Genomic DNA, 18968 nt, shown 5'->3' with positions numbered 1-18968 from the left:
TGTTGTGCTAAGATGTACGAATTATCTACCGTAAATTAGTCAGTTAACGTGATGATAAATAATGATTCGTTAATATAAGAGGTACTATTGATGACAATAACTAAAGCTGCTTGCGTCGGACGCCCTCGTGGGTTTGATATCGACTTTGCATTAGAGCAAGCGCTACATGTTTTTTGGCGTAATGGCTATGAAGGTACCTCTATAAGCGAATTAACTGAGGTGATGGGAATTAAAAAACCCAGCCTATATGCTGCATTTGGTAATAAAGAGCAGTTGTTCTTAAAAGCCATTGAGCTTTATGAAAATCGCCCAGATTCACTATTTAATACCGCCTTTAAACATGAGCATATTGCCGATGTTATTCGAGCTTTATTAGTAGGCGCGGCGGCGCAGTTCACCGATTGTAGCCACCCGCAAGGTTGTGCGCTAATCAATAGTGCGTTGTCATGCAATGAAGCAAGCGAAGGGATTAAAGAAGCGGTTCATCTGCTGCAAACTAAACATCAATCTGAATTAATTGATCAGTTTGCTGAGGCTAAACAAAGAGGCGAATTAGCTGATGATTGTCAGCCGAAAGTGTTAGCAACCTTGATCGTGACATTGTTTAAAGGTATGTCTATCCAAGCTGCTGATGGCGCGACACATGATGATTTACGTAATGTTGCAGAAATGGCGGTTACGGGGATTTTAGCTCAACATGTCATAGGGTATTCAGGCGTGAAATAAGCGTCTTTAAAAGACGCTGTCTGACAGTGTTTTTATAACAGGAAGCGTCATCTTTTTTTATTGGTGTTAGCGGCCAAGTTCAAACCAAACCAATTTATGTCTTGCTTCTACAATTAACAGCATGTGGTTAGGGCATAAAATGTTGGATCAGCCGAAACAGATGAACCTGCCAAATAACGTAAGTTACAGTTTGCAAAAGAAGTGAATCCCTTAGGGTAAATAGATACTGATGGATTCGTGCCGGCATTATAAAAAATAGCCCAGTCAGCGGTAATATCCGTTTTACTTGCGTCAACAACTACCTCAAATGAACCATCAAGTGCTTTGGCTATATTGTCAGCCAGAGGCGTTATGTATCCCACAGTAGTGCTAATATTTACACCATTTAGTGTTACCGAACCTGATTCGAGCTTTTCTTGACCCGACAATACCGCTTTTGAATAAACCAAGGTATTCGCTGACTTTAATGCTCCCTGGAATCCCTTCAAACTGGCAATAAGCGCATCACTTTTCAGATTAATAAACTTAGGCGCTGCAACTACGGCTAAAATGCCTAAAATAATGATGACTACCACTAATTCGATAAGGGTAAACCCGCGCTATTTGGTTGCATGCATAGAACTCATTCACTTTATGTTGTTACGCTGTACCGATTGTTATTAGGTAATACATTATGACGAATCTCATGGCGTTCATCGTTTATCGCTGAGCAAATTAAATAGCAGCCAAACCAAAATATTAACCCGTATTACACTATTCAATTTACCCAGTATAAATAACCCACTAACAGAACTCATTGTTTGACTTGGTTAATAGAATCCTAAATCGGTGATCTACCTATCAGTTTAACATTTTGTAAATGCCGCTTTTTTTGGTAGATTGTCGGCATATATTTGCATTACTGCTTTTACCCCAAATAAGGGAAAGATAACCATGAGCAAAGCTAAAATAGGCATCGTTACCGTTAGCGATCGTGCCAGTGCTGGCATATATGAAGATCTGTCTGGTAAGGCGATTATTGATGTATTGAATGAGTATTTAACCTCTGAATGGGAACCTGTTTATAAGGTGATCCCCGATGAGCGTGACGTTATTGAAGCCACATTGATTGATTTAGCTGATAATCAAGACTGCTGTTTAATCGTGACCACTGGTGGCACGGGGCCGGCCAAACGCGACGTAACGCCAGAAGCTACCGAAGCAGTGTGCGATAGAATGATGCCTGGTTTTGGTGAGCTAATGCGTGCCGAATCATTAAAGTTTGTACCAACCGCTATTCTATCCCGTCAAACGGCCGGTCTTCGTGCCGACTCGTTGATTGTTAATCTACCCGGTAAACCTAAGTCTATCCGAGAATGTTTGGATGCTGTATTCCCAGCAATTCCTTATTGCATCGACTTAATGGATGGTCCGTTTTTAGTTTGTGATGAAGCCGTGATAAAGCCGTTTAGACCTAAAGCGAAGTAGTTAAAAACATTCAATTTCTGCCATGTTAAAGCGTGTCGTGAGGATAAAAAAATCCATACGATACGTTTTATAACCATTATGAGGTGGAGGTAAAGGTCTTTATATCCTATTTGATAATAGAAAATTAGAGGCATAGCTGTAAAATATAGATCTAAATATTGAAGGACTAAATCGTGAAAGCAAGGATGTTTTATGAGTAATACTTCTGCAATACCAAGTGATCTTGCTATACATATTGTTGAGAAGCGTATGGCGGTCAATGCATTGATCCTTGTGTTATACAACATGCCAACAAAAGAAACCTTTGAACATTTTAAATTTGTTAACTCTCATCTAATTGATGGTTTTGCTAAGCCTGGTCAAATCGTTTTAATTTCTCCTTTAAATACATTTCAGTGCACAATTGAAGAACAAGAGTTTCAAAAGTATGCGTTGGAGATTGATAAAAATTTGAGGGAACTTGATGAGATTGAAAAAGAAGTTTTGGCTAAGCGGTACGACTTACTCAGTAATGTTGCTAAATATAACGGCTTATTATTAGGCGTAGCTAATAACACTTGGAACTCGCATGTTAGCTTTGTAAAGGAGAACTTAAAAAATTTAGAGCAGATGTATATCAAAACTTATAATGCCAAAGGAAACTTGAGATCACCTGAGTTTCAGCATCGAAGAAAGATTATCTTTTCTAATTTAAATAATGCTTTAAGACGCTTTGGTCAGCCGGCGTTTGGTGAAAACTTAATGCCAGGAAATATTCGAACTCAATTAGGTTTAAGTAGCAAAAGTTTGATTAGGCGTTGGGATAAAATGGGCGGATATGCTCAAAATATTCCTGGTTTTGCTGACCATTATAAAACTTTAGCTAATATGGCAAAAAACTTAAAACGAGTTGGATATGTAGGCGTTGTATTAACGGGTGTTGAGGCAACTGCAAATATCCAGCGAGCTTGTCTTGATGGTACAGACCTTGAGTGTACTAAAGCTAAATATGTTGAAACGGGCAAAGGCGCTGGAGCTATTGCCGGTGGAGCTGGCGGTGGTTTTATTGCAAGTTATGGTTTATGTTCAATTGTTTTTGGTCTTCCTAGTGGCGGAACTAGTTTACTATGGTGTGGAATAGTCGCAGGTGGTGTTGGAGGATATTTTGGGGCAAAGCATGGGAGTCATTATATGCGTGATAAAGCAGAACTTTTGTATGAGGTGATAGAAAAATAATGTCAATAACAGATCTTATAGGACTTTTATTAGGTGGTAGCTTTGTATTTTTAGGTTTATTTATTTTGTTTCCCATGTTGTTATATATATACAATAAACGTATTAAGCTAGTTGAAGATATACTAGAAGATGGGCGTGAGTATTTCTCATTAAATATTTTTTTAACTGGTCATGGAACACTTCATTATGCGAGTGTTTTTATGTTTGATTGGTATGCAAAGCGATATAATTTATTGCACTTAAAAGATAATGTCCCACCTAAAATCACAGGTGTTTTTAAAATTTATTATGTCATTTTCATGATTGATATGCTCTGTTTTGCTGCTATGATTATTTTAGATTACATATATCCAAATATAAAATAATTTTTATGATAAAGACTTAATATTTAGAATAAAGGTTGTCTGAGTGTGATAAGCAGTCAGGTTGTATATAATTTATAAGCTATAAAAATAGTAAATTATTTTATTATGAATATTTTTATCATTTTTATGTCTATTTTCTTATTGCTAATATGCTATCGGAATTACGTATTGACTAATCTTTAATATCATTGAGATTGTAGACGATAAAGATTTTAGTATTTACTTTGAATATATTAACTGATTTAAAATTGGTTAATAGTTTATATATTACTAGTTTATTTATTTCAAACGAATGCGCTTCGTTAACAGGTATAGCAGATCACATTCCTTGTATAAAATGTTGGCATTTTAGCGCAAATACTACAGCTGCTTAAACTGCTGCTTTAAATCAAAATCACTGTCAGTTACTAACTTCTCTAATACTTGTACTCGTTCAATCAATGCTTGGTTTTGTGCTTGCAGATCACTGACACTGCCCGTGTCAGTTTGCTGCTTATGCTTCATATAATACTTAAACATTTCAGATGCAGTGGTGCCAACCACAATAATGAAGACCAACGCGATAATGGCGATATCATTTTCCATAATGACTCCTTATTAATGCTATTTTGTTAATAGATTTTTGACTTTCTTATCTGACTTACTCTTATTAAAAGCGCTAGCTAATCTCTCTTGCTAATTACCTCAGCCTTATCTCTACTCGTTAAGGCTGAGGCTCGTCGTTATAAGCTAACGGTTATAAACCAAAGACGACTTTTTCACTTTTAAGCGACTTTTCTAAGCCCGCGGCTAATGCAATGGCAATGATCAGTGTGGTCACAGATGAAATAATTAATTGCATCATTGGAATCTCACGACCTTTAATAAAGTCCATTAATGCTTGTTGCTGGCCAGATACGGGTAACCACTGCAATACGTCTGGGGCGATGTTGTAACTGGCCGCCATTGACAGTGCTAGTGGTACAAATAACACCATGGTTAAGTATGATTGCGCCTCTTTAAAGGTTTTAGCCATAAACGATACATACAGTTGTAAGGTTGCGGCCATCAAGGCGACTGGAATGCCCACAAGGAACATTAAGCCCATAAAGTCTGGAGTGATATTGACGGTAAAGCCAATTTCTTGCCACGGTACAAAGGGGTAAGCCACTTTTGATACCAGTAAAATCAAGATTAAGCCGAGCAAAGCAAAACAGGTTACGGCAATAATTTTACCGATGACTAATTCGCGGGTGCTCATTGGGTGGCTTAACAATAGTGCTAGTGAGTTACGCTCACGCTCACCTGCGCTGGTGTCGATAGCGAGGTTCATACCGGAAATAAATACCGAGTACATCATGGTGAATATAGCGATGCCTAAAATCATCCCACCTTTAGAGTCTGGTGTGGCTTTGTCTTCGATATTGACCTTTAATGGCTGGGTTATCCGTGGATTAATACCGCGGGCAATTAAGCGAATGCTGCCCATTTCTGCACTATATGCTTGCAGTTGACGCTCTAGTCGACGAATTGATTTTTGCAGCTTCTCATCTGAATTGTCGGCTATTAATATCACTTCAGCTTGTTTAGCTTTGGCCATGTTGGCGGCGTAATCGTCACTAATGGTTAAGATTATTTTGTTCGCTTGTTCATCTTCACCGTGGTTGATGCCGTTATTACTTAAGTAGCGCACTAAATCTGGAGCGTTATCGGCATTGTTGATATTGATGTTTAAATCTTCTGGACTAGACAGCTGGCCAATTAACACCATAAACATGCCGCACATGATCAACGGCGTACCAATGGCATAATATAAACCAGCCATAACCGATCGTTTATCTCGTGCGGCGTCGATGAGTTCTTTGCGCACCATTGCGAGTATCATTTTCATTATGCTGCAATCCCTTCGTCGGTACCGATAAGTTCGATAAATGCATCTTCTAGTGAGTCTTTACCTGTTTGCTGACACAGTTCATCAGGACTACCGATGGCGACTACTTTGCCATTAGCCATCACGATAACGCGATCACACAAGGCGGCGACTTCTTGCATCACGTGGCTTGAAAACAGCACGCAATGACCTTGGTCTTTGAGCTGCAATAAAATGTCGCGCAACAAACGGGTACTCATCACATCAAGCCCGCGAGTAGGTTCGTCTAAAATGATGTTACTTGGCTTATGAACAATGGCTTGCGCTAAAGCTGTTTTCATCCGCTGACCTTGAGAAAAGCCTTTGCAGCGACGGTCACAAATGTCTTCCAGCTTGAGTTGTGCAATCACATCTGCGGTGGCTTTTTTAGCTTGTTTGCGCGACATACCGCTGAGTTCGGCAAAGAAGCTAATGTATTCACGCGGGCTTAAACGTTCATATAAACCAAAAGGGTCGGGGAATAAGCCTAACTGCTTTTTGGCGCCAATTGGATCAACTGCAACATCTATGTTATCAACGGTAGCTGTGCCTGAGTCTGGCTTAAGTAAACCAAATAAGGTGCGTAAACAGGTGGTTTTACCGGCACCATTTGGGCCAAGTAAACCGGTAATTTGGCCATTCTCAGCGCTAAAGCTTAAGTTATCTAAGGCCTGCACATCGCCAATTTTTTTGGTTAAGTTTGCAACAGTAATCATGACTATTCCTTATCCACAGCGGTATTCGCTGGTGCTGTTGTTTCTATGTCAGTGGGCGTGTCGATAACCGGTAGCGCTTCAACGGTATTGGCATTAAGGTAAAAGCTACGACGGACATCTTTTTGTAAGCATTCACCGTTGATGTCTTTTACTGAACCTTGGTCAACTAACTGGGCGACGAGGTCATTGCCACAGCTTTGGCCTGCCACGCCATGTGTTGCGTAAGGTGCAATGAAGTGCTTTGATTTTGTCAGTTTTTCTTGTGCCATTGCGCCCCAGTTTGGCGGTGTTGCCGGGTCGAGTTCGCCAGATAACAGTAAGGTGGGTATATCACTGAGAATTGGCTCACTAAAGTTGTCATCTACTTGTGGTATCGGCCAGGCTTGGCAGGTTTTTTCTAATCCATCTAACATATTACCGCTGATGTACGACTCTTTTGCATCTTTACGCATTTGATCAGTAATGCGGTGAATGTCTTCGCCACACACAACGGATGCGTGCATGCCCATCGCAATACCTGTGCTATCAGCAGTTAATGTGTAAATACCTAATATGGGTTGGTAATTACCTTGTGCCGCTTGATGAATAGCATGCGGGATAAGCGCACGAATATTTGCCATGTACATCGCCATTCTAATAGCGCCGCTAAACTTGCCGCGGGTGAGTAAAAACTCGCTGAGTTCATCTGTTTGTGGGTCACGTACTTGTTGGCTTATCGGAGCGGTGGCGAGCAGTTGGTCGACTTTATTGTATTCGTCAGCCAAGTCAGGAAATTGTTGCTGGCAAGCAGGAGTACTTATACAGTCGCGCCATAATACATTTAAACCACGTTCTATTGAGTCACCAATCGCCACGACACTTTGTTGCATTGGCACCACGCCATCCAGTGTCACGGTTAATAAGGCTTCTGGGTAATGGCGCATATAAAGCTGTGCCATACGTGTTCCGTAGGAAATACCGTATAAATGCAGTTTTTGGTAATCCAAATATTCGCGTACTGCTTCGAAGTCTGTTAACGCGGTATTACTACCGTATTGGCTTACATCGGCATCAATTTGACCTAGGCATTTTTCTGTCATGGCAATGATATCAAGATCGTCATCATTCATACTGAGTAATTCAGTGGTGTCATCGTCGCAAGATAAAATGTTCGATTTACCGGTACCACGCTGATCAATCAGTAAAATATCGCGTTGCTGACGAACTTTGGTCAACATGCGATTAAAGAAAGCGGCATTTTCAATGGCTGACTGGCCTGGTCCGCCTGCGATTGCCAGTAACGCTTCATTTGGGTGAGTGTTTTTAATTGCTGGCAAAATAGCAAAATGAATGTCGATTTGCTTACCGTCAGGTAGCTGAGGGTTTTCCAGCACAGTGATTTTACCGCACTGTAATTGCTCGTCTAAACCATCTAAGTAACAAGCACTGGTTTTAGCGGGTACAGCCACATTGGTTTGCGATGTGTCAGCATAACTATTGTTGGCGAGTAAAATAGCAATAGCGACCGCGAGCCATCGGCTAGTACGTGTTGCCGATTGGCATAACCCAGAGCGGGTTGACCGCTTGGCTAAGACTGTGTTGATAAACTTCCTGTTGATCATCGGAACGTTTCCTTTTTGCATTTCATGACGATTATGATACCTTAGCACTTAGTGTATGAGTGTATCAATGTATTAATACAGTTGTTAAAGGCTAATGTTAGAATTAATAAATGTCAACCCCAGCAGTGGTGAACCCATCTATCGACAGTTGCACGATCAAATCGTGCGCTTAATTGTCGGCGGGCAATTGCACCCTGAAGATGTTCTGCCTTCGGTGCGCCAACTTGCCGAGCATTTAGCGGTAAACCCGATGACGGTATCACGTGCTATGCAGCAACTTGTCGACCAAGGTTGGGTTGAGCGCCGTCGTGGTCAGCCGTCACGCGTAGCTGCTAGAACTGCGGCCAATAATGATTCAGGCAGCAGTTTGTTGGCACCACAATTAACGGCATTAGTTGAGCAGGCACGGCAGCTAGGGGTCGATTATGACCAGTTACAAGTATTGTTGGAACAATTTTGGAATAAAGAATAGCCACAGTTGAGCTAATTTTTAAGGACATTATCTAGGAAGTCGAAAATGGAATCCGAACAACAGCCCGTTTTACGCTTTAATCATGTGAGCAAAACCTTTGCTGCAAAACACAAGTCTGCAGCAGGTCATGCGGTGTTGGTCGATCTATCGATGACACTCTACCCAGGTATGGTGGTCGGGTTATTAGGCCAAAATGGTGCGGGTAAATCGACGTTAATGCGTTGCGCATTAGGCATTGTGGGCATCGAACAAGGCGACATTTCAACCCTTGGCGAACCGCCTACCGCTTTATCTATTCAAGCAAAAGAACGTATTGGTTACGTACCCCAGCAGCCTTTTGGTTATGAAGGCTTTACTATTGATAAAGCATTAGAGTTGCACCGTAGCTTCTATCCAAATTGGGATATGACACTCGAGCAAGATTGGCTTAAACGTTTTGATTTAGATGTTACGCAAGCGGTGCAAAAATTATCAGTGGGCCAGCGTCAATCATTAGCATTGATCATGGCTATGGCGTATCGGCCAACCTTACTATTACTCGACGAACCCGTTGCCAGCTTAGATCCCATTGCCAGGCGTCAGTTTATGAGCGACTTGTTCGATCTCGCGCTCGATTCAGGTTCAGCAGTGTTATTTTCATCGCATATCACCTCAGATTTAGAACGTGTTGCCAGCCATGTTGCCCTGATTAAAAAAGGCCAACTGATACTGTTTAAAGAAATCGACGCCTTGCGTGAAGAGGTTAAATTACTCAACTTAGCCGAAAACGCTCAGTTACCGCCACATTATAAAATATTGAGCCAAACCGGACAAAGTGTGCTGGTGGATACGCAAGGTAACCCATCGAATATTGCGGGTGTGCAGAGTGAAAAATCACTCAACCTAGAACAGTTATTTATGGAGCTGCATCGATGAATCAGTCGTTGCAAAACAGTCAACTTTCAGCATGGCGTAAACCTTACCGTGGCATGCTGCGGTTGTGGTTATATGACTTAGGCAGTGTCAGTTTTATTGGTACCGCAGGATTAGGCCTAGTGTTAGGGTTTCTGTGTTTTATCACGGGTAAAACTGAGGTTGTTAGCCTCGTTTTTTCCATGGCAACACTGTCTACTGCTGCGGCAATTGCTTGGCAGTTAAATCGCTTAGCAGCAGCTGAGATGACCGGTCTAATACCTCATTATCAAAAGCACGTGCTCATACAGGCGGCGACCATCGCAGTGGGTATGTTATTGATACAACTATTCGCCTGTATTGGTTTTGCTGCTTACGATGTCATCCCCAGACTACTGCTAGCCATTGTGGTCAGCTTGCTATTTGTATGGGCCTGTTTATGGCGCAGTAACAGTTTTCATTTATCGTTTTTATTATTCATAACAGTGCCATTTTTAGATAAATTAGCGCTCACGATACCGACGTGGATGATGCTAATACTGATTGCTGGGCTATTGTCTTGGGTGATCCATTTATGTCGCCAACTTAGCTGGAATAACGAGGCGCGTGTGGTGTACCTCAACGCCGTGCAAATGGGCTGGATGTGGCTGCCGAGCATAAAAGGATTCACCTGGATTACTCGTGTTGAGCGGTTGTTTCATCCGATGAACTTTTTTATCGGCCCAGTGCTAACGATGATGCTGCTTTGTTTACCGTTGATCACCCTTGGTTTAATACTGCTGTCGTGGCTATTTGATATTGATGTACCAGCATTATTTTTATTGGTGCAATTTACCGTGATCAGTTGTGCCATTGTTCATTGGAGCCGAATTCAGCGTTGGCGCGCGGCAGAAACGCTGTTTTTATTGCCTTGTTATAGCGGCTTGAGTGGATTGCGCGATGCATTTTACCGCAGCCAGTATCGTTTCATCGCTGTGCTAGTGGCTATGGTCAGCGTGCTAGGTTTTACCAATAGCTTGATTGACCCGCAATATGGCGGATTATTTGTACTGCATTTAGGTCTAAGCACTTTTTGGGGCTGTGCCATTATGCTGGGAATGGGTGCGGCAAGCCGTAATAGCCTGCAAGCCACAGCAGCAATGCTAATAGTGTTACTCCATTCGATATTGGTGTCGTTGAGTTTCGCCGCAGTGCGAGACGGTGACAGCTTATGGGTATGGTTGCTTATGGATGTGCCACTAATTATTGTTGGTGTTGGCGCATTAATTTGGGGTAAAAAACGTTTGTGGCAACATGGCATTTTGGCCCCGTAAATCATCGAGCATAACTGACAAACGTGACCGTAAGCTCAAAAATAGAGCAAAAGCTCTTATGGTTTTTAGCGACTTCAGGTAGAATGCAAAAAGCGGAACACTTGTAAGCTAAAAGGCCACTATCATATGTCATTAGATCAATACCACGTAGTTCGACTCCTGCAACAGCAAGGTCAGTCATTAGGCAATAACATTGCCCTTGAAGGCTTTGATATGCCTGCACCTTGGCATACCGTAACGTGGGGCGCATTTGATACGGTTACAGACTCAGTCGCACAGTTGTTAATTGAGTTTGGCTTACAAGTGCAAGACAAAGTGGTGATTTTAGCGCAAAACTGTCCACAGTGGACCTGTGCAGATATTGGCGCCCTTAAGGCTCGTAATGTTGTGGTACCGGTATATCCAACCAGCACCATAGAGCAAGCTGTATTCATTGTTAACGACTCTCAAGCTAAATTAATTTTTGCGGGTAACCAACAGCAATACGACATGGCTTGCACAGTGGCAGCCCAAGCTGAGTGCGTGCAACACATTGTAGTCTTTGATGCTAACGTTACCCTTAATGCCGATAATCATGTGTATTTTGATCAGGTATTAGCGGCGCAATTTAATCCGCTGATTACCAATGAGCTCAATACTAGACTCGCCAATAGCAACCTAGACGACTTATTCACGCTTATTTATACCTCTGGCACCACCGGCAATCCTAAAGGTGTGATGCTCGACTACCGTAATTTTGCCTCGATGATTAAACAGCATGACAGTGAGTTGCCATTTACTGCGGGTGATGTGTCGCTGGCCTTTTTACCGCTTAGCCATGTATTCGAGCGTGGTTGGAGCATGTATGTATTATGTCGCGGCGGCCACAATGTGTATTTAAACGACACTAATCGCATTAAAGAAGCCCTTATTGCGGTTAAACCACATACCTTGTGTGCCGTGCCGCGATTTTTAGAAAAAATTTACAGCGCAGTGCACGATAAAGTCGGCCAAGCGCCTAAAGCGAGACAAACATTATTTGCTTGGGCGATGCGAGTAGGTAAACGCCAATTTGAAGTTAGCCAGGGCCGTGCTTCAGGAAGTTTGTGGTTAAGTGCACAGTGGAAGCTGGCTAACAAGCTGGTTTACAGCAAGTTACAGCAAGTGTTGGGTGGCCGGTTAAAGTTCATGCCCGTGGGCGGTGCCGCGCTCGATATTAATGTGGCCAGCTTTTTTCACAGTATAGGTGTACCGGTATTGTGTGGTTATGGCATGACAGAAACCTGCGCTACGGTAACCTGTAATACTTTAGATAATCGTGTACCAGGTTCAAACGGTAAGCCGCTAGAGGCTATGCAAATCAAGCTTGGCAACGACGATGAAATCTTAGTGCGTGGCGACACTGTGATGCGCGGTTATTACAACCGCCCACAAGATACCGCAGACGCCTTTGAAGACGGTTGGTTAAAAACGGGTGATGCAGGACGCATCGATGAGCAAGGTAACTTGTATATTACCGATCGCATTAAAGAGTTAATGAAAACTTCAAACGGTAAATACATTGCACCACAGCGGGTTGAAGGTAAGGTAGCTTGTTGCCCGTTTATCGAACAAGTCGCCATAGTTGCCGATGCACGCAATTATGTATCAGCCCTAATTGTGCCAGCATTTGAAGCATTAAATACTTGGGCTAAAGCGCAAGGTATTCATGTTGAAAACCCAATTGAGTTGTTACGTCACTCACAAGTGGTGGCTCATTTCGAGCAGCGATTAATCGAGTTGCAACATGAGTTAGCTGGGTTTGAAAAAATCAAAAAATTCACCTTATTACATGAAGCATTTTCGATGGAATCTGGACTCATTACGCCGACATTAAAGCTGCGTCGTAAAATGATTTACAGCAAATATCACAGTGAAATTAATGCCATGTATGGCAAGTAATTAACCATCAATTCTTATACCAAAGGACGCATTAGCGTCCTTTTTCGTAATACTTAGTGATAATTGCCTGTATTTCCAGAAGCGGTACAATACTCTATTTTAAAATTAGGCAACATAGAGGGAACTATGGACATTATCACGGTAAATGGAAAGCCTGTTTTTAGATCTAGCACTCAGTCGTTTTATGACAATCAATTTAGCCAAAAAGTGTTGGCTAATATCGATACAAAAACTCTTTTTAAAAAAATTGATGCGATACCAGGGCTTGCGGGCGCAGGAATCGTTTATATTGATAGCAAGTACAACATTATTGAATTAAGAAAATTCGAACCTGTTTGCCAACTAAATCCGATTAAAATCGTTCTAAGGGAGCCGCCTCAATTAATGAGTCAGGCTGAGTTTGCCTCCCATTTAAAAGGTAGCCAAGGTAATATCCGTGAATCTAAATTAGTTGGTGAATTGGGAAATGCTGCTTGGAGTTGTGGGACTGCAATGGTTGGTTGGTTTGTAATTGCAACTAGTACCGTATCGATTCCCTTAACTGGTGGATTAAGCACTGCAATTACTTACCTTGCTTCAGCTGCTACAATTGCTGGTACCTTACAATGTATTAATGGTGTTGTTAGGGGCACAAATGAATTTATTGCACCTGAAAGAAATGATTATTTAGATAATCAAGAATGGTATGAAAACGCAACAATGGCAGTAGATTTAGTGTCGTTAGCGGGTGCTTCTGCTTCTGCTTTTGTAACAATCAAAACAATTAAGATTATGCAGGCAAATAGTGGAAGATCGACTTTAGATATGCTTAAGAGTTTGTCAAGACCAGAGCAAAGAAGGTTGAATAACGAAATAATTAGAGCCAATATACCAGGAGTATCCAACAAAATTTTGAAAAGTATAAGAAAAAGACCCGGATATAAATCCTATTCAACAAAACACATAACAGCATCTTTCCGGCTTCAGATAGTCGATGCTGTAGGTGCTTCTATGAGCTTTACTGGTAGTGTTTCGTCCGGAACATTAAGATCTTTAGCAGTAGCCGTAGGTATTTATGAGGAGTTTCCTCCAGAATGAGTAATGATATTACAAAGGATGAATCTGTTGGTCTTTTCTCTTATGCCAAAGGAATGATCATTTTTCTCATGGCGTCTTTATTAATGACAGTTTCAATTGCTTTGATTCTATCATTTTCTATTCACGAGTATTTTTCACTAAGTCCTGAAATAATGCTCGTTATATTATGTTTTGCAACAATATACTTTTTTGTTGTCAATTTTCGAGTTGTGAGAGGTTCATTCCGAGCTGTGAAGATATTAAAATATACATTGTATATTTTAATTGTTTTCTTTTTACCGTCCATGTTTATGCGCAGTTTTGAGATTACTTCCATTGCTGTAAACTTTATTTGTTTAACTTTTCCAATACTATCAATATGGATTATACAAAGTAGTATATATCTCGCTTTTGTTAAAAAGCAGCATGATGCAGTCCAAAATTGGAAGAATATACAGGCTGAGGCTGATATTGTCGTTGCACAACAGCGAAAATCTGCAGAGGTTATCGACGCCAGTAAGGATTCTATAAACTAAAATAATATAGTGGTCTGTCCCCCGGTACTTTCCTCGCATTCCCCATAATTCCTTCGCAATACAGACTTTTTTGATGACCTTTAGTGAGATGTGTCGTTAGAATGGGCTAATGACATTTGTTCATCGAGCAAAACGTCAATGGACTCAAAATAATAATAAAGGATTCTTTGTGACAGACACTCAATTTAGCATGACCCTCAAACCGCGCTTTTGTGAAACCGATGCGTTAGGACACATTAATAACACGGTTATCCCAGTGTGGTTTGAAGCGGCTCGTGAGCCGATTTTTGAAATCGTAAATCCAGGGCAAGATTTAACCAAGTGGAACATGATCATTGCTGGTTTTACTATCGCGTTCACCGCACCAACGTATTATGGCAAAGAAGTTATCGTTAAAACGCACATTAGTCGTTTAGGCAATAGCAGCTTTGATATATTACAAAGCTGTTGGCAGCACGGTAAAAAAACCGCTGAAGCGACCACCACTATGGTGCATTACAATTACCAAACTGAAAAAAGCGAACCACTTGCTGAGCTTGTTCGTCAGCAATTGGCTGCATTAACCGGTGCAGCTCAGGGCCAACACAAAAGAAGGTGTTAACGTAAAAACTTGGCTACGTAACTGCAACTGGCGCTGATGTTAAGTTTTTCTGCTTTCGCCCAAGCCAGTCCAGTACGAACCAATTTTTCGGCAATTCCTTGGCCGCGTAAAGCGGGTGGTACAAAGGTGCGACTAAAATCAATATTTTGACCATCTAAGTGATATTCAAGTACTGCCTCAACACTTTGAGTGATAACCACAAAACGATGTTGGCTAGCTTGGTGTTGCACGGTTACTGCGTCTTGATTACTCATAGTGTGTAGTCCTATTACTTGTAATGCTGCTTATTTATGTGGCTATTGATGTTATGACTCATACTGTTACTCATGTTCCAATAAGGCGCTGAGTAATTCTGGCGTGAGTTTAGCTTTTTTGCCGGTTTTAAAGTTAAACATCACCACTTTTGCCCAGCCGATAGTCGTCACTGCTTGCTGTGCTTTACTGAACACGGTGTAATGCATCACAAAGCGGTCTTCATTGATATCGCTGATCTTTACCCCTACAACAATTGAGTCTGGAAAGGTTACTGGGCGCTTAAAGCGGGCATTGGTTTCGCTTAGTACCGGACCGACACCCGTAGTTTTTAGATCGTCGAGTAGGTTAATTTGGTTAAAGAAATCGAGACGAGCAGTTTCAAAATACTTAAAATACACCGAATTATTTACATGTTGCAGTGCATCCATTTCACCCCATGCTACTTGAATGTCTGTACTGATAGAATGTTGAGCTAAAAAGTCATTCATGGTGGTTCTCTGTTATGAATTAATAAATTAAACGCTTGTTTAAATTTCATCTGTTAATTTAACAGTCTGGACGATGAACAACAAGGGACAGTGGCTATTACTGTGAGTATATCCAGTGAACTTATAAGGATTTTCACCTTGCGAAAAGAGACTTTTTTAACAACATCAAATTTATGGATATCGTCATGTTGGACGGTGTTTAGTAGCCGATTTACTGAATTACAAACCAAACTGAGTTTGCCGCAAAAATTGTATCTGGTGGCGATAGTCTTACTGTTTGCCACAGACTCGGTGGCGTGGGTGGCCATTATCAGCGTGATAGCGATGTCGATTGAGTTCTGGCATTTATTTGAACGTATGTGGCACAGCTTGGCTGGCAAAGCGGTGTTGTTACTGTTTTATGCGATAGTGGCCAATTTTGCCCTGGCTAGCTCAAGTTCAGTGGTTAACGATGTGGTTGGCGTAGCAGCCAGTAGCTTTAATTACACCCATAACTTCGCCATTTTGCTCTACATTCCGGCATGGAGTGTGGTGATGAGCTGTATTGTGCTGTTATTACTACAGCTTATTTTTCCGCTAATGTTTGGTGTGTCTTTTATACTCCGTCCCTTTGGTGTGACCAACTTTCGCTTGATTAATCATGTGCATTTTCATCGTACAACTTTTTGGGTACGAGTTATTCTTGCTGCAGTGGTGTTGTATCACCTTGCCATGCTGATGGACCTTTATGGTCAGGTTGAAAAAGCGTTGGATGATCCACAAGTGGTGCAATTAGTTGAAGCAGAAACCGAAGCGGAAATACTTGCTGATGATGGCTTGTCGATCATTGTCAAAACAGACCCTGTTAAGAAAGAACCACCCAAGTCTGAACCCAAAACAGCGAAACAAGTTGAACGCGAGCAAGAACTGGACGCTATTGATGAAATCGCCAAGCAGCCTTACAGTCATTTGCGTAGCCAGTATTTTACCAGTGTGCGTAAAGCAATTGCGTTGTTTGCGTTTCAGTTGGAGGCGAATGCCAAATCCCGTTGTCAAAAACTACCGTTGTCGCATGTGGTCGAGCTTAATGATTATGAGATCCTTGAGATAACACCCGATATCAATGCGGAATATGGTTATCATTTTGAAGTGAAAAAATGTATTTCACCTGCATTCCCCAGTTAACAGACACTTTGCAGACATAAAAAAAACGACCTAGATGGTCGTTTTTTTATGTCTAATCAGTCAGTGTTAATCGAACGCTAACTCACTAAAGCTGCTTATTTTTTTGCACGTAGCTTGGCGTTGGTCAGCAAAGCGGATCATTTGGCAAGTTGTCATGCCTGCGGCTTCTGCTGCTTTGAGCTCTTCTGCTACGTCCGATACAAATAAAATCTGCTTTGGCTTCAAGCTAATGGTGTTGCAAATATTACAGTAGGCTTGTTTGTCTAACTTATTGCCCGTGCGGGTATCAAAGTGACCATTGAACGAACCGGTTAAATCACCTGCTTCGGTGTGGCTAAATAACAGCTTTTGCGCTTCGACAGAGCCAGAAGAGAAGCTGTAAATACGAATGCCTTTTTCTTTAATGCGCTCAATGCTATCGATAAAGTCAGGGTAAATGTGGCCAGTAAACTCTACGCGGTTATAACCTTGTTTCCAGATTAATCCTTGTAGGGTTTTAAGTGGTGTTAGTTTACGGTCTTCATCGATCCATTGCTGTAAAATCTCAGTGACTCGTTCGAGTGTCGCGTCTGGTTCTAAGGCAATATCTTTAACATCGCTGATACAGTAATCAACCACAACGTTATGTTGGTTTTGCTCAAGAAATTCAGCCATCGCTTTTCTTGAGTAAGGAAATAACACATCCTGAATAAAGTTAAGATCGGTAGTGGTACCGGCGGTATCAACGATAATAGCTCTAATACTCATAAGATTTGTTACTCCAAAACAATAAATTAACGTAATGATGATCCTAAGCTTTATTGGCGATTAAGGCTAGTGCTATTCGTGATATTGCATCCTCGTTAGATGACTTTGAATGCAAGATGTGAGCTAAGTTTAGATATTGCTAAATTGCCTTGTGTGATGTGGTCTGGTAGCTTCGGGTTAACTTAACTGTCACGTTTCACCAGGAAGGTACCATGCTTACAATAGGGAAAAAACGTTATTTCAAATGGCCGAGCTTATGGGCTAAAAGCCTGTCTATATGCGCATTATTACTAAGCTTTTTTCATGCTAGTGTGGTGTTTGCTACTGAAATGTTGCCGCCAACGACCGAAACCTTGAGTGTGAAGTCTGCTTTATTTAGCGAGCAAGCCGATTTTTTGGTGACCTTACCAAACAGTTATACCAAGCAAACCGATAAGCGCTACGTGGTGTTATTTGACTTACATCCTCGTAGCCATTTGTATTTAGCGGGTATGCATGACTGGATGAGTCATAATGGCGGCTGGCCGTGGTTAGAAACCATTATTGTTACAGCACCCGATGGCCATCAAGGCTTGGGAAAATTAAAACAGCGTGCGATAGAGCAGCAGGGCGATCAAGCACTATTGGACTTTTTTGAGCACGATTTACTGCCCGCAATTGATAAACGCTATCGCACCAATGGCTTTCGTATTTTTAACGGCTTCACTGGCAATGCAGGTTTAGTGCTATACAGCTTAATTAATCGCCCTAGCTTATTTAATGCCTATATTGCTGCCAGCCCAGTATTATCAACAGACTTTGCTTATGTGCTCAATGATGCGCCTAAAAATCTCAAAAAAATGGACGGCAAACCAAGATTTCTATTTGTTAGCACCAGTGATAGCGACTTTGAACAAAGGCAGCTGGATTCGTTTGCTAAGCTTGAAGATATTATTCAAACCAATGCCAATGCTAAATTGAACTATCAAATAAAGCGTTTTGACGGCAGCTATTATATGACTCAACCTATTTTGGCGACGGCATTAGGTATCGAGAAGATATTTAACGATGTTCACACTGTTCTAGCGGCGGATTCAGAAGTATCGCAACAAGGGACTAAAGCGATTCTAGCCTACTATAAACGGTTGTCTGATGAGGTTTATGGCTTTGATGTGCCAGCAATTGATTCGCTGTTAGCTTTAGGTAATAGTTTAGTTCAAGCAGCACCACAGCAAGCGATTGGGGTTTATCAAGATACGCTGAAAGCCTACCCTAAAGCGCATTCGGCCTACCATGAGTTAGCCAGTGTTTATGCTGCTACAGGCAAAATAACTCAGGCTATTGAAGCTGAACAACAAGCGTTAGCGAGTACCGACCATCCGTTCTATCAAAACAAATACACTAAGCAATTAGCCGCGTTTCAAAACCAAGCTAAATAAAACTGATTTAAGTTAAACCAAGTTGCAAAACGATAAATGACAATAAAGCCACAGCACGAGTATTCGCCCTGTGGCTTTATTGTCTAACCTGCTCAAACACTATTATTCTGAGCGGAAGCTTATTATTTC

20 protein-coding genes and 1 pseudogene are annotated in these 18968 nt (G+C 41.5%); 13 read left to right on the top strand and 8 right to left on the bottom strand.

The window, feature by feature from the left end; all coding sequences use genetic code 11:
* Positions 1-90 precede the first annotated feature (90 nt).
* Positions 91-726, top strand: coding sequence for a TetR/AcrR family transcriptional regulator (locus GUY17_RS20550; protein ID WP_162024193.1), 636 nt, complete (start codon positions 91-93; stop codon positions 724-726).
* 113 nt (positions 727-839) lie between these two features.
* Here GUY17_RS20550 and GUY17_RS21315 read toward each other — a convergent pair.
* A pseudogene (locus GUY17_RS21315) lies at positions 840-1319 on the bottom strand (type II secretion system protein); the annotation flags it as partial.
* Between the two features lie 340 nt (positions 1320-1659).
* On the opposite strand from GUY17_RS21315, the gene mog reads away from it, so the two are divergent.
* From mog to GUY17_RS20530, 3 genes are all read left to right on the top strand, one after another.
* Positions 1660-2193, top strand: coding sequence for a molybdopterin adenylyltransferase (mog, locus tag GUY17_RS20540; protein ID WP_011639389.1), 534 nt, complete (start codon positions 1660-1662; stop codon positions 2191-2193).
* A 192-nt stretch (positions 2194-2385) separates the two neighbouring features.
* Entirely contained in the window at positions 2386-3408 is a 1023-nt protein-coding gene (locus GUY17_RS20535) for a hypothetical protein (RefSeq protein WP_162024192.1), read from the top strand.
* A complete protein-coding gene (locus GUY17_RS20530) occupies positions 3408-3773 on the top strand; it encodes a hypothetical protein (RefSeq protein ID WP_162024191.1) in 366 nt (121 codons plus the stop codon). Before GUY17_RS20535 ends, GUY17_RS20530 begins: the two co-directional genes overlap by 1 nt.
* Before the next feature lie 360 nt (positions 3774-4133).
* Here the strand turns inward: GUY17_RS20530 and GUY17_RS20525 are convergent, their stop codons facing one another.
* The 4 genes from GUY17_RS20525 to GUY17_RS20510 form a co-directional block, all read right to left on the bottom strand.
* A complete protein-coding gene (locus GUY17_RS20525) occupies positions 4134-4358 on the bottom strand; it encodes a hypothetical protein (protein WP_101088644.1) in 225 nt (74 codons plus the stop codon).
* Positions 4359-4509: 151 nt separating this feature from the next.
* Positions 4510-5643 (bottom strand): ABC transporter permease, encoded by a 1134-nt coding sequence (locus GUY17_RS20520; RefSeq protein WP_101088643.1) that lies wholly within the window; start codon positions 5641-5643, stop codon positions 4510-4512.
* Positions 5643-6377, bottom strand: a complete 735-nt coding sequence (locus tag GUY17_RS20515) for an ATP-binding cassette domain-containing protein (RefSeq protein WP_101088642.1) — start codon at positions 6375-6377, stop codon at positions 5643-5645. Before GUY17_RS20515 ends, GUY17_RS20520 begins: the two co-directional genes overlap by 1 nt.
* 2 nt (positions 6378-6379) lie before the next feature.
* The gene (locus tag GUY17_RS20510; protein WP_162024190.1) at positions 6380-7978 is read right to left on the bottom strand and encodes an alpha/beta hydrolase; all 1599 of its coding nucleotides are present in this window, start codon (positions 7976-7978) and stop codon (positions 6380-6382) included.
* Positions 7979-8072: 94 nt separating this feature from the next.
* Here GUY17_RS20510 and GUY17_RS20505 point away from each other — a divergent pair, with 94 nt between their 5' ends.
* The 7 genes from GUY17_RS20505 to GUY17_RS20475 all read left to right on the top strand — a co-directional run bounded on the left by GUY17_RS20505 (position 8073) and on the right by GUY17_RS20475 (position 14767).
* The gene (locus tag GUY17_RS20505) at positions 8073-8450 is read left to right on the top strand and encodes a GntR family transcriptional regulator (RefSeq protein WP_011639383.1); all 378 of its coding nucleotides are present in this window, start codon (positions 8073-8075) and stop codon (positions 8448-8450) included.
* 45 nt (positions 8451-8495) lie between these two features.
* A complete protein-coding gene (locus tag GUY17_RS20500) occupies positions 8496-9365 on the top strand; it encodes an ABC transporter ATP-binding protein (RefSeq protein WP_162024189.1) in 870 nt (289 codons plus the stop codon).
* On the top strand, positions 9362-10654 hold the full coding sequence (locus tag GUY17_RS20495) for an ABC transporter permease (protein WP_162024188.1): 1293 nt from the start codon (positions 9362-9364) through the stop codon (positions 10652-10654). The genes GUY17_RS20500 and GUY17_RS20495 overlap by 4 nt, the downstream gene beginning before the upstream one ends.
* Before the next feature lie 126 nt (positions 10655-10780).
* Positions 10781-12574 (top strand): long-chain fatty acid--CoA ligase, encoded by a 1794-nt coding sequence (locus GUY17_RS20490; protein ID WP_162024187.1) that lies wholly within the window; start codon positions 10781-10783, stop codon positions 12572-12574.
* Positions 12575-12700: 126 nt separating this feature from the next.
* Complete coding sequence (locus GUY17_RS20485) at positions 12701-13651, top strand: hypothetical protein (RefSeq protein ID WP_162024186.1); 951 nt, start codon at positions 12701-12703, stop codon at positions 13649-13651.
* Entirely contained in the window at positions 13648-14166 is a 519-nt protein-coding gene (locus tag GUY17_RS20480) for a hypothetical protein (RefSeq protein ID WP_162024185.1), read from the top strand. The genes GUY17_RS20485 and GUY17_RS20480 overlap by 4 nt, the downstream gene beginning before the upstream one ends.
* Before the next feature lie 169 nt (positions 14167-14335).
* Positions 14336-14767: a thioesterase family protein gene (locus tag GUY17_RS20475; protein WP_162024432.1), complete on the top strand. Its 432-nt coding sequence runs from the start codon at positions 14336-14338 to the stop codon at positions 14765-14767.
* Here GUY17_RS20475 and GUY17_RS20470 read toward each other — a convergent pair.
* The gene (locus tag GUY17_RS20470) at positions 14764-15021 is read right to left on the bottom strand and encodes a GNAT family N-acetyltransferase (protein WP_162024184.1); all 258 of its coding nucleotides are present in this window, start codon (positions 15019-15021) and stop codon (positions 14764-14766) included. The two genes, GUY17_RS20475 and GUY17_RS20470, sit on opposite strands and share 4 nt — an antisense overlap.
* A gap of 66 nt (positions 15022-15087) precedes the next feature.
* Positions 15088-15510: a thioesterase family protein gene (locus tag GUY17_RS20465; protein WP_011639375.1), complete on the bottom strand. Its 423-nt coding sequence runs from the start codon at positions 15508-15510 to the stop codon at positions 15088-15090.
* Positions 15511-15648: 138 nt separating this feature from the next.
* Between GUY17_RS20465 and GUY17_RS20460 the strand changes: the two genes are divergently transcribed.
* Positions 15649-16674, top strand: coding sequence for a hypothetical protein (locus GUY17_RS20460; protein ID WP_162024183.1), 1026 nt, complete (start codon positions 15649-15651; stop codon positions 16672-16674).
* A 66-nt stretch (positions 16675-16740) separates the two neighbouring features.
* Here GUY17_RS20460 and mtnC read toward each other — a convergent pair whose 3' ends face one another.
* Positions 16741-17421 (bottom strand): acireductone synthase, encoded by a 681-nt coding sequence (gene mtnC / locus GUY17_RS20455; RefSeq protein WP_162024182.1) that lies wholly within the window; start codon positions 17419-17421, stop codon positions 16741-16743.
* Between the two features lie 212 nt (positions 17422-17633).
* Between mtnC and GUY17_RS20450 the strand changes: the two genes are divergently transcribed.
* Positions 17634-18839: an alpha/beta hydrolase-fold protein gene (locus tag GUY17_RS20450; protein ID WP_101088631.1), complete on the top strand. Its 1206-nt coding sequence runs from the start codon at positions 17634-17636 to the stop codon at positions 18837-18839.
* The last annotated feature ends 129 nt before the right edge of the window (positions 18840-18968 follow it).

Origin of the sequence: Shewanella sp. Arc9-LZ (assembly GCF_010092445.1) — a bacterium.
Lineage (GTDB): Bacteria > Pseudomonadota > Gammaproteobacteria > Enterobacterales > Shewanellaceae > Shewanella.
Note: the sequence above shows the minus strand (reverse complement) of the source record. Positions and strands in the feature narration are given on the sequence as shown.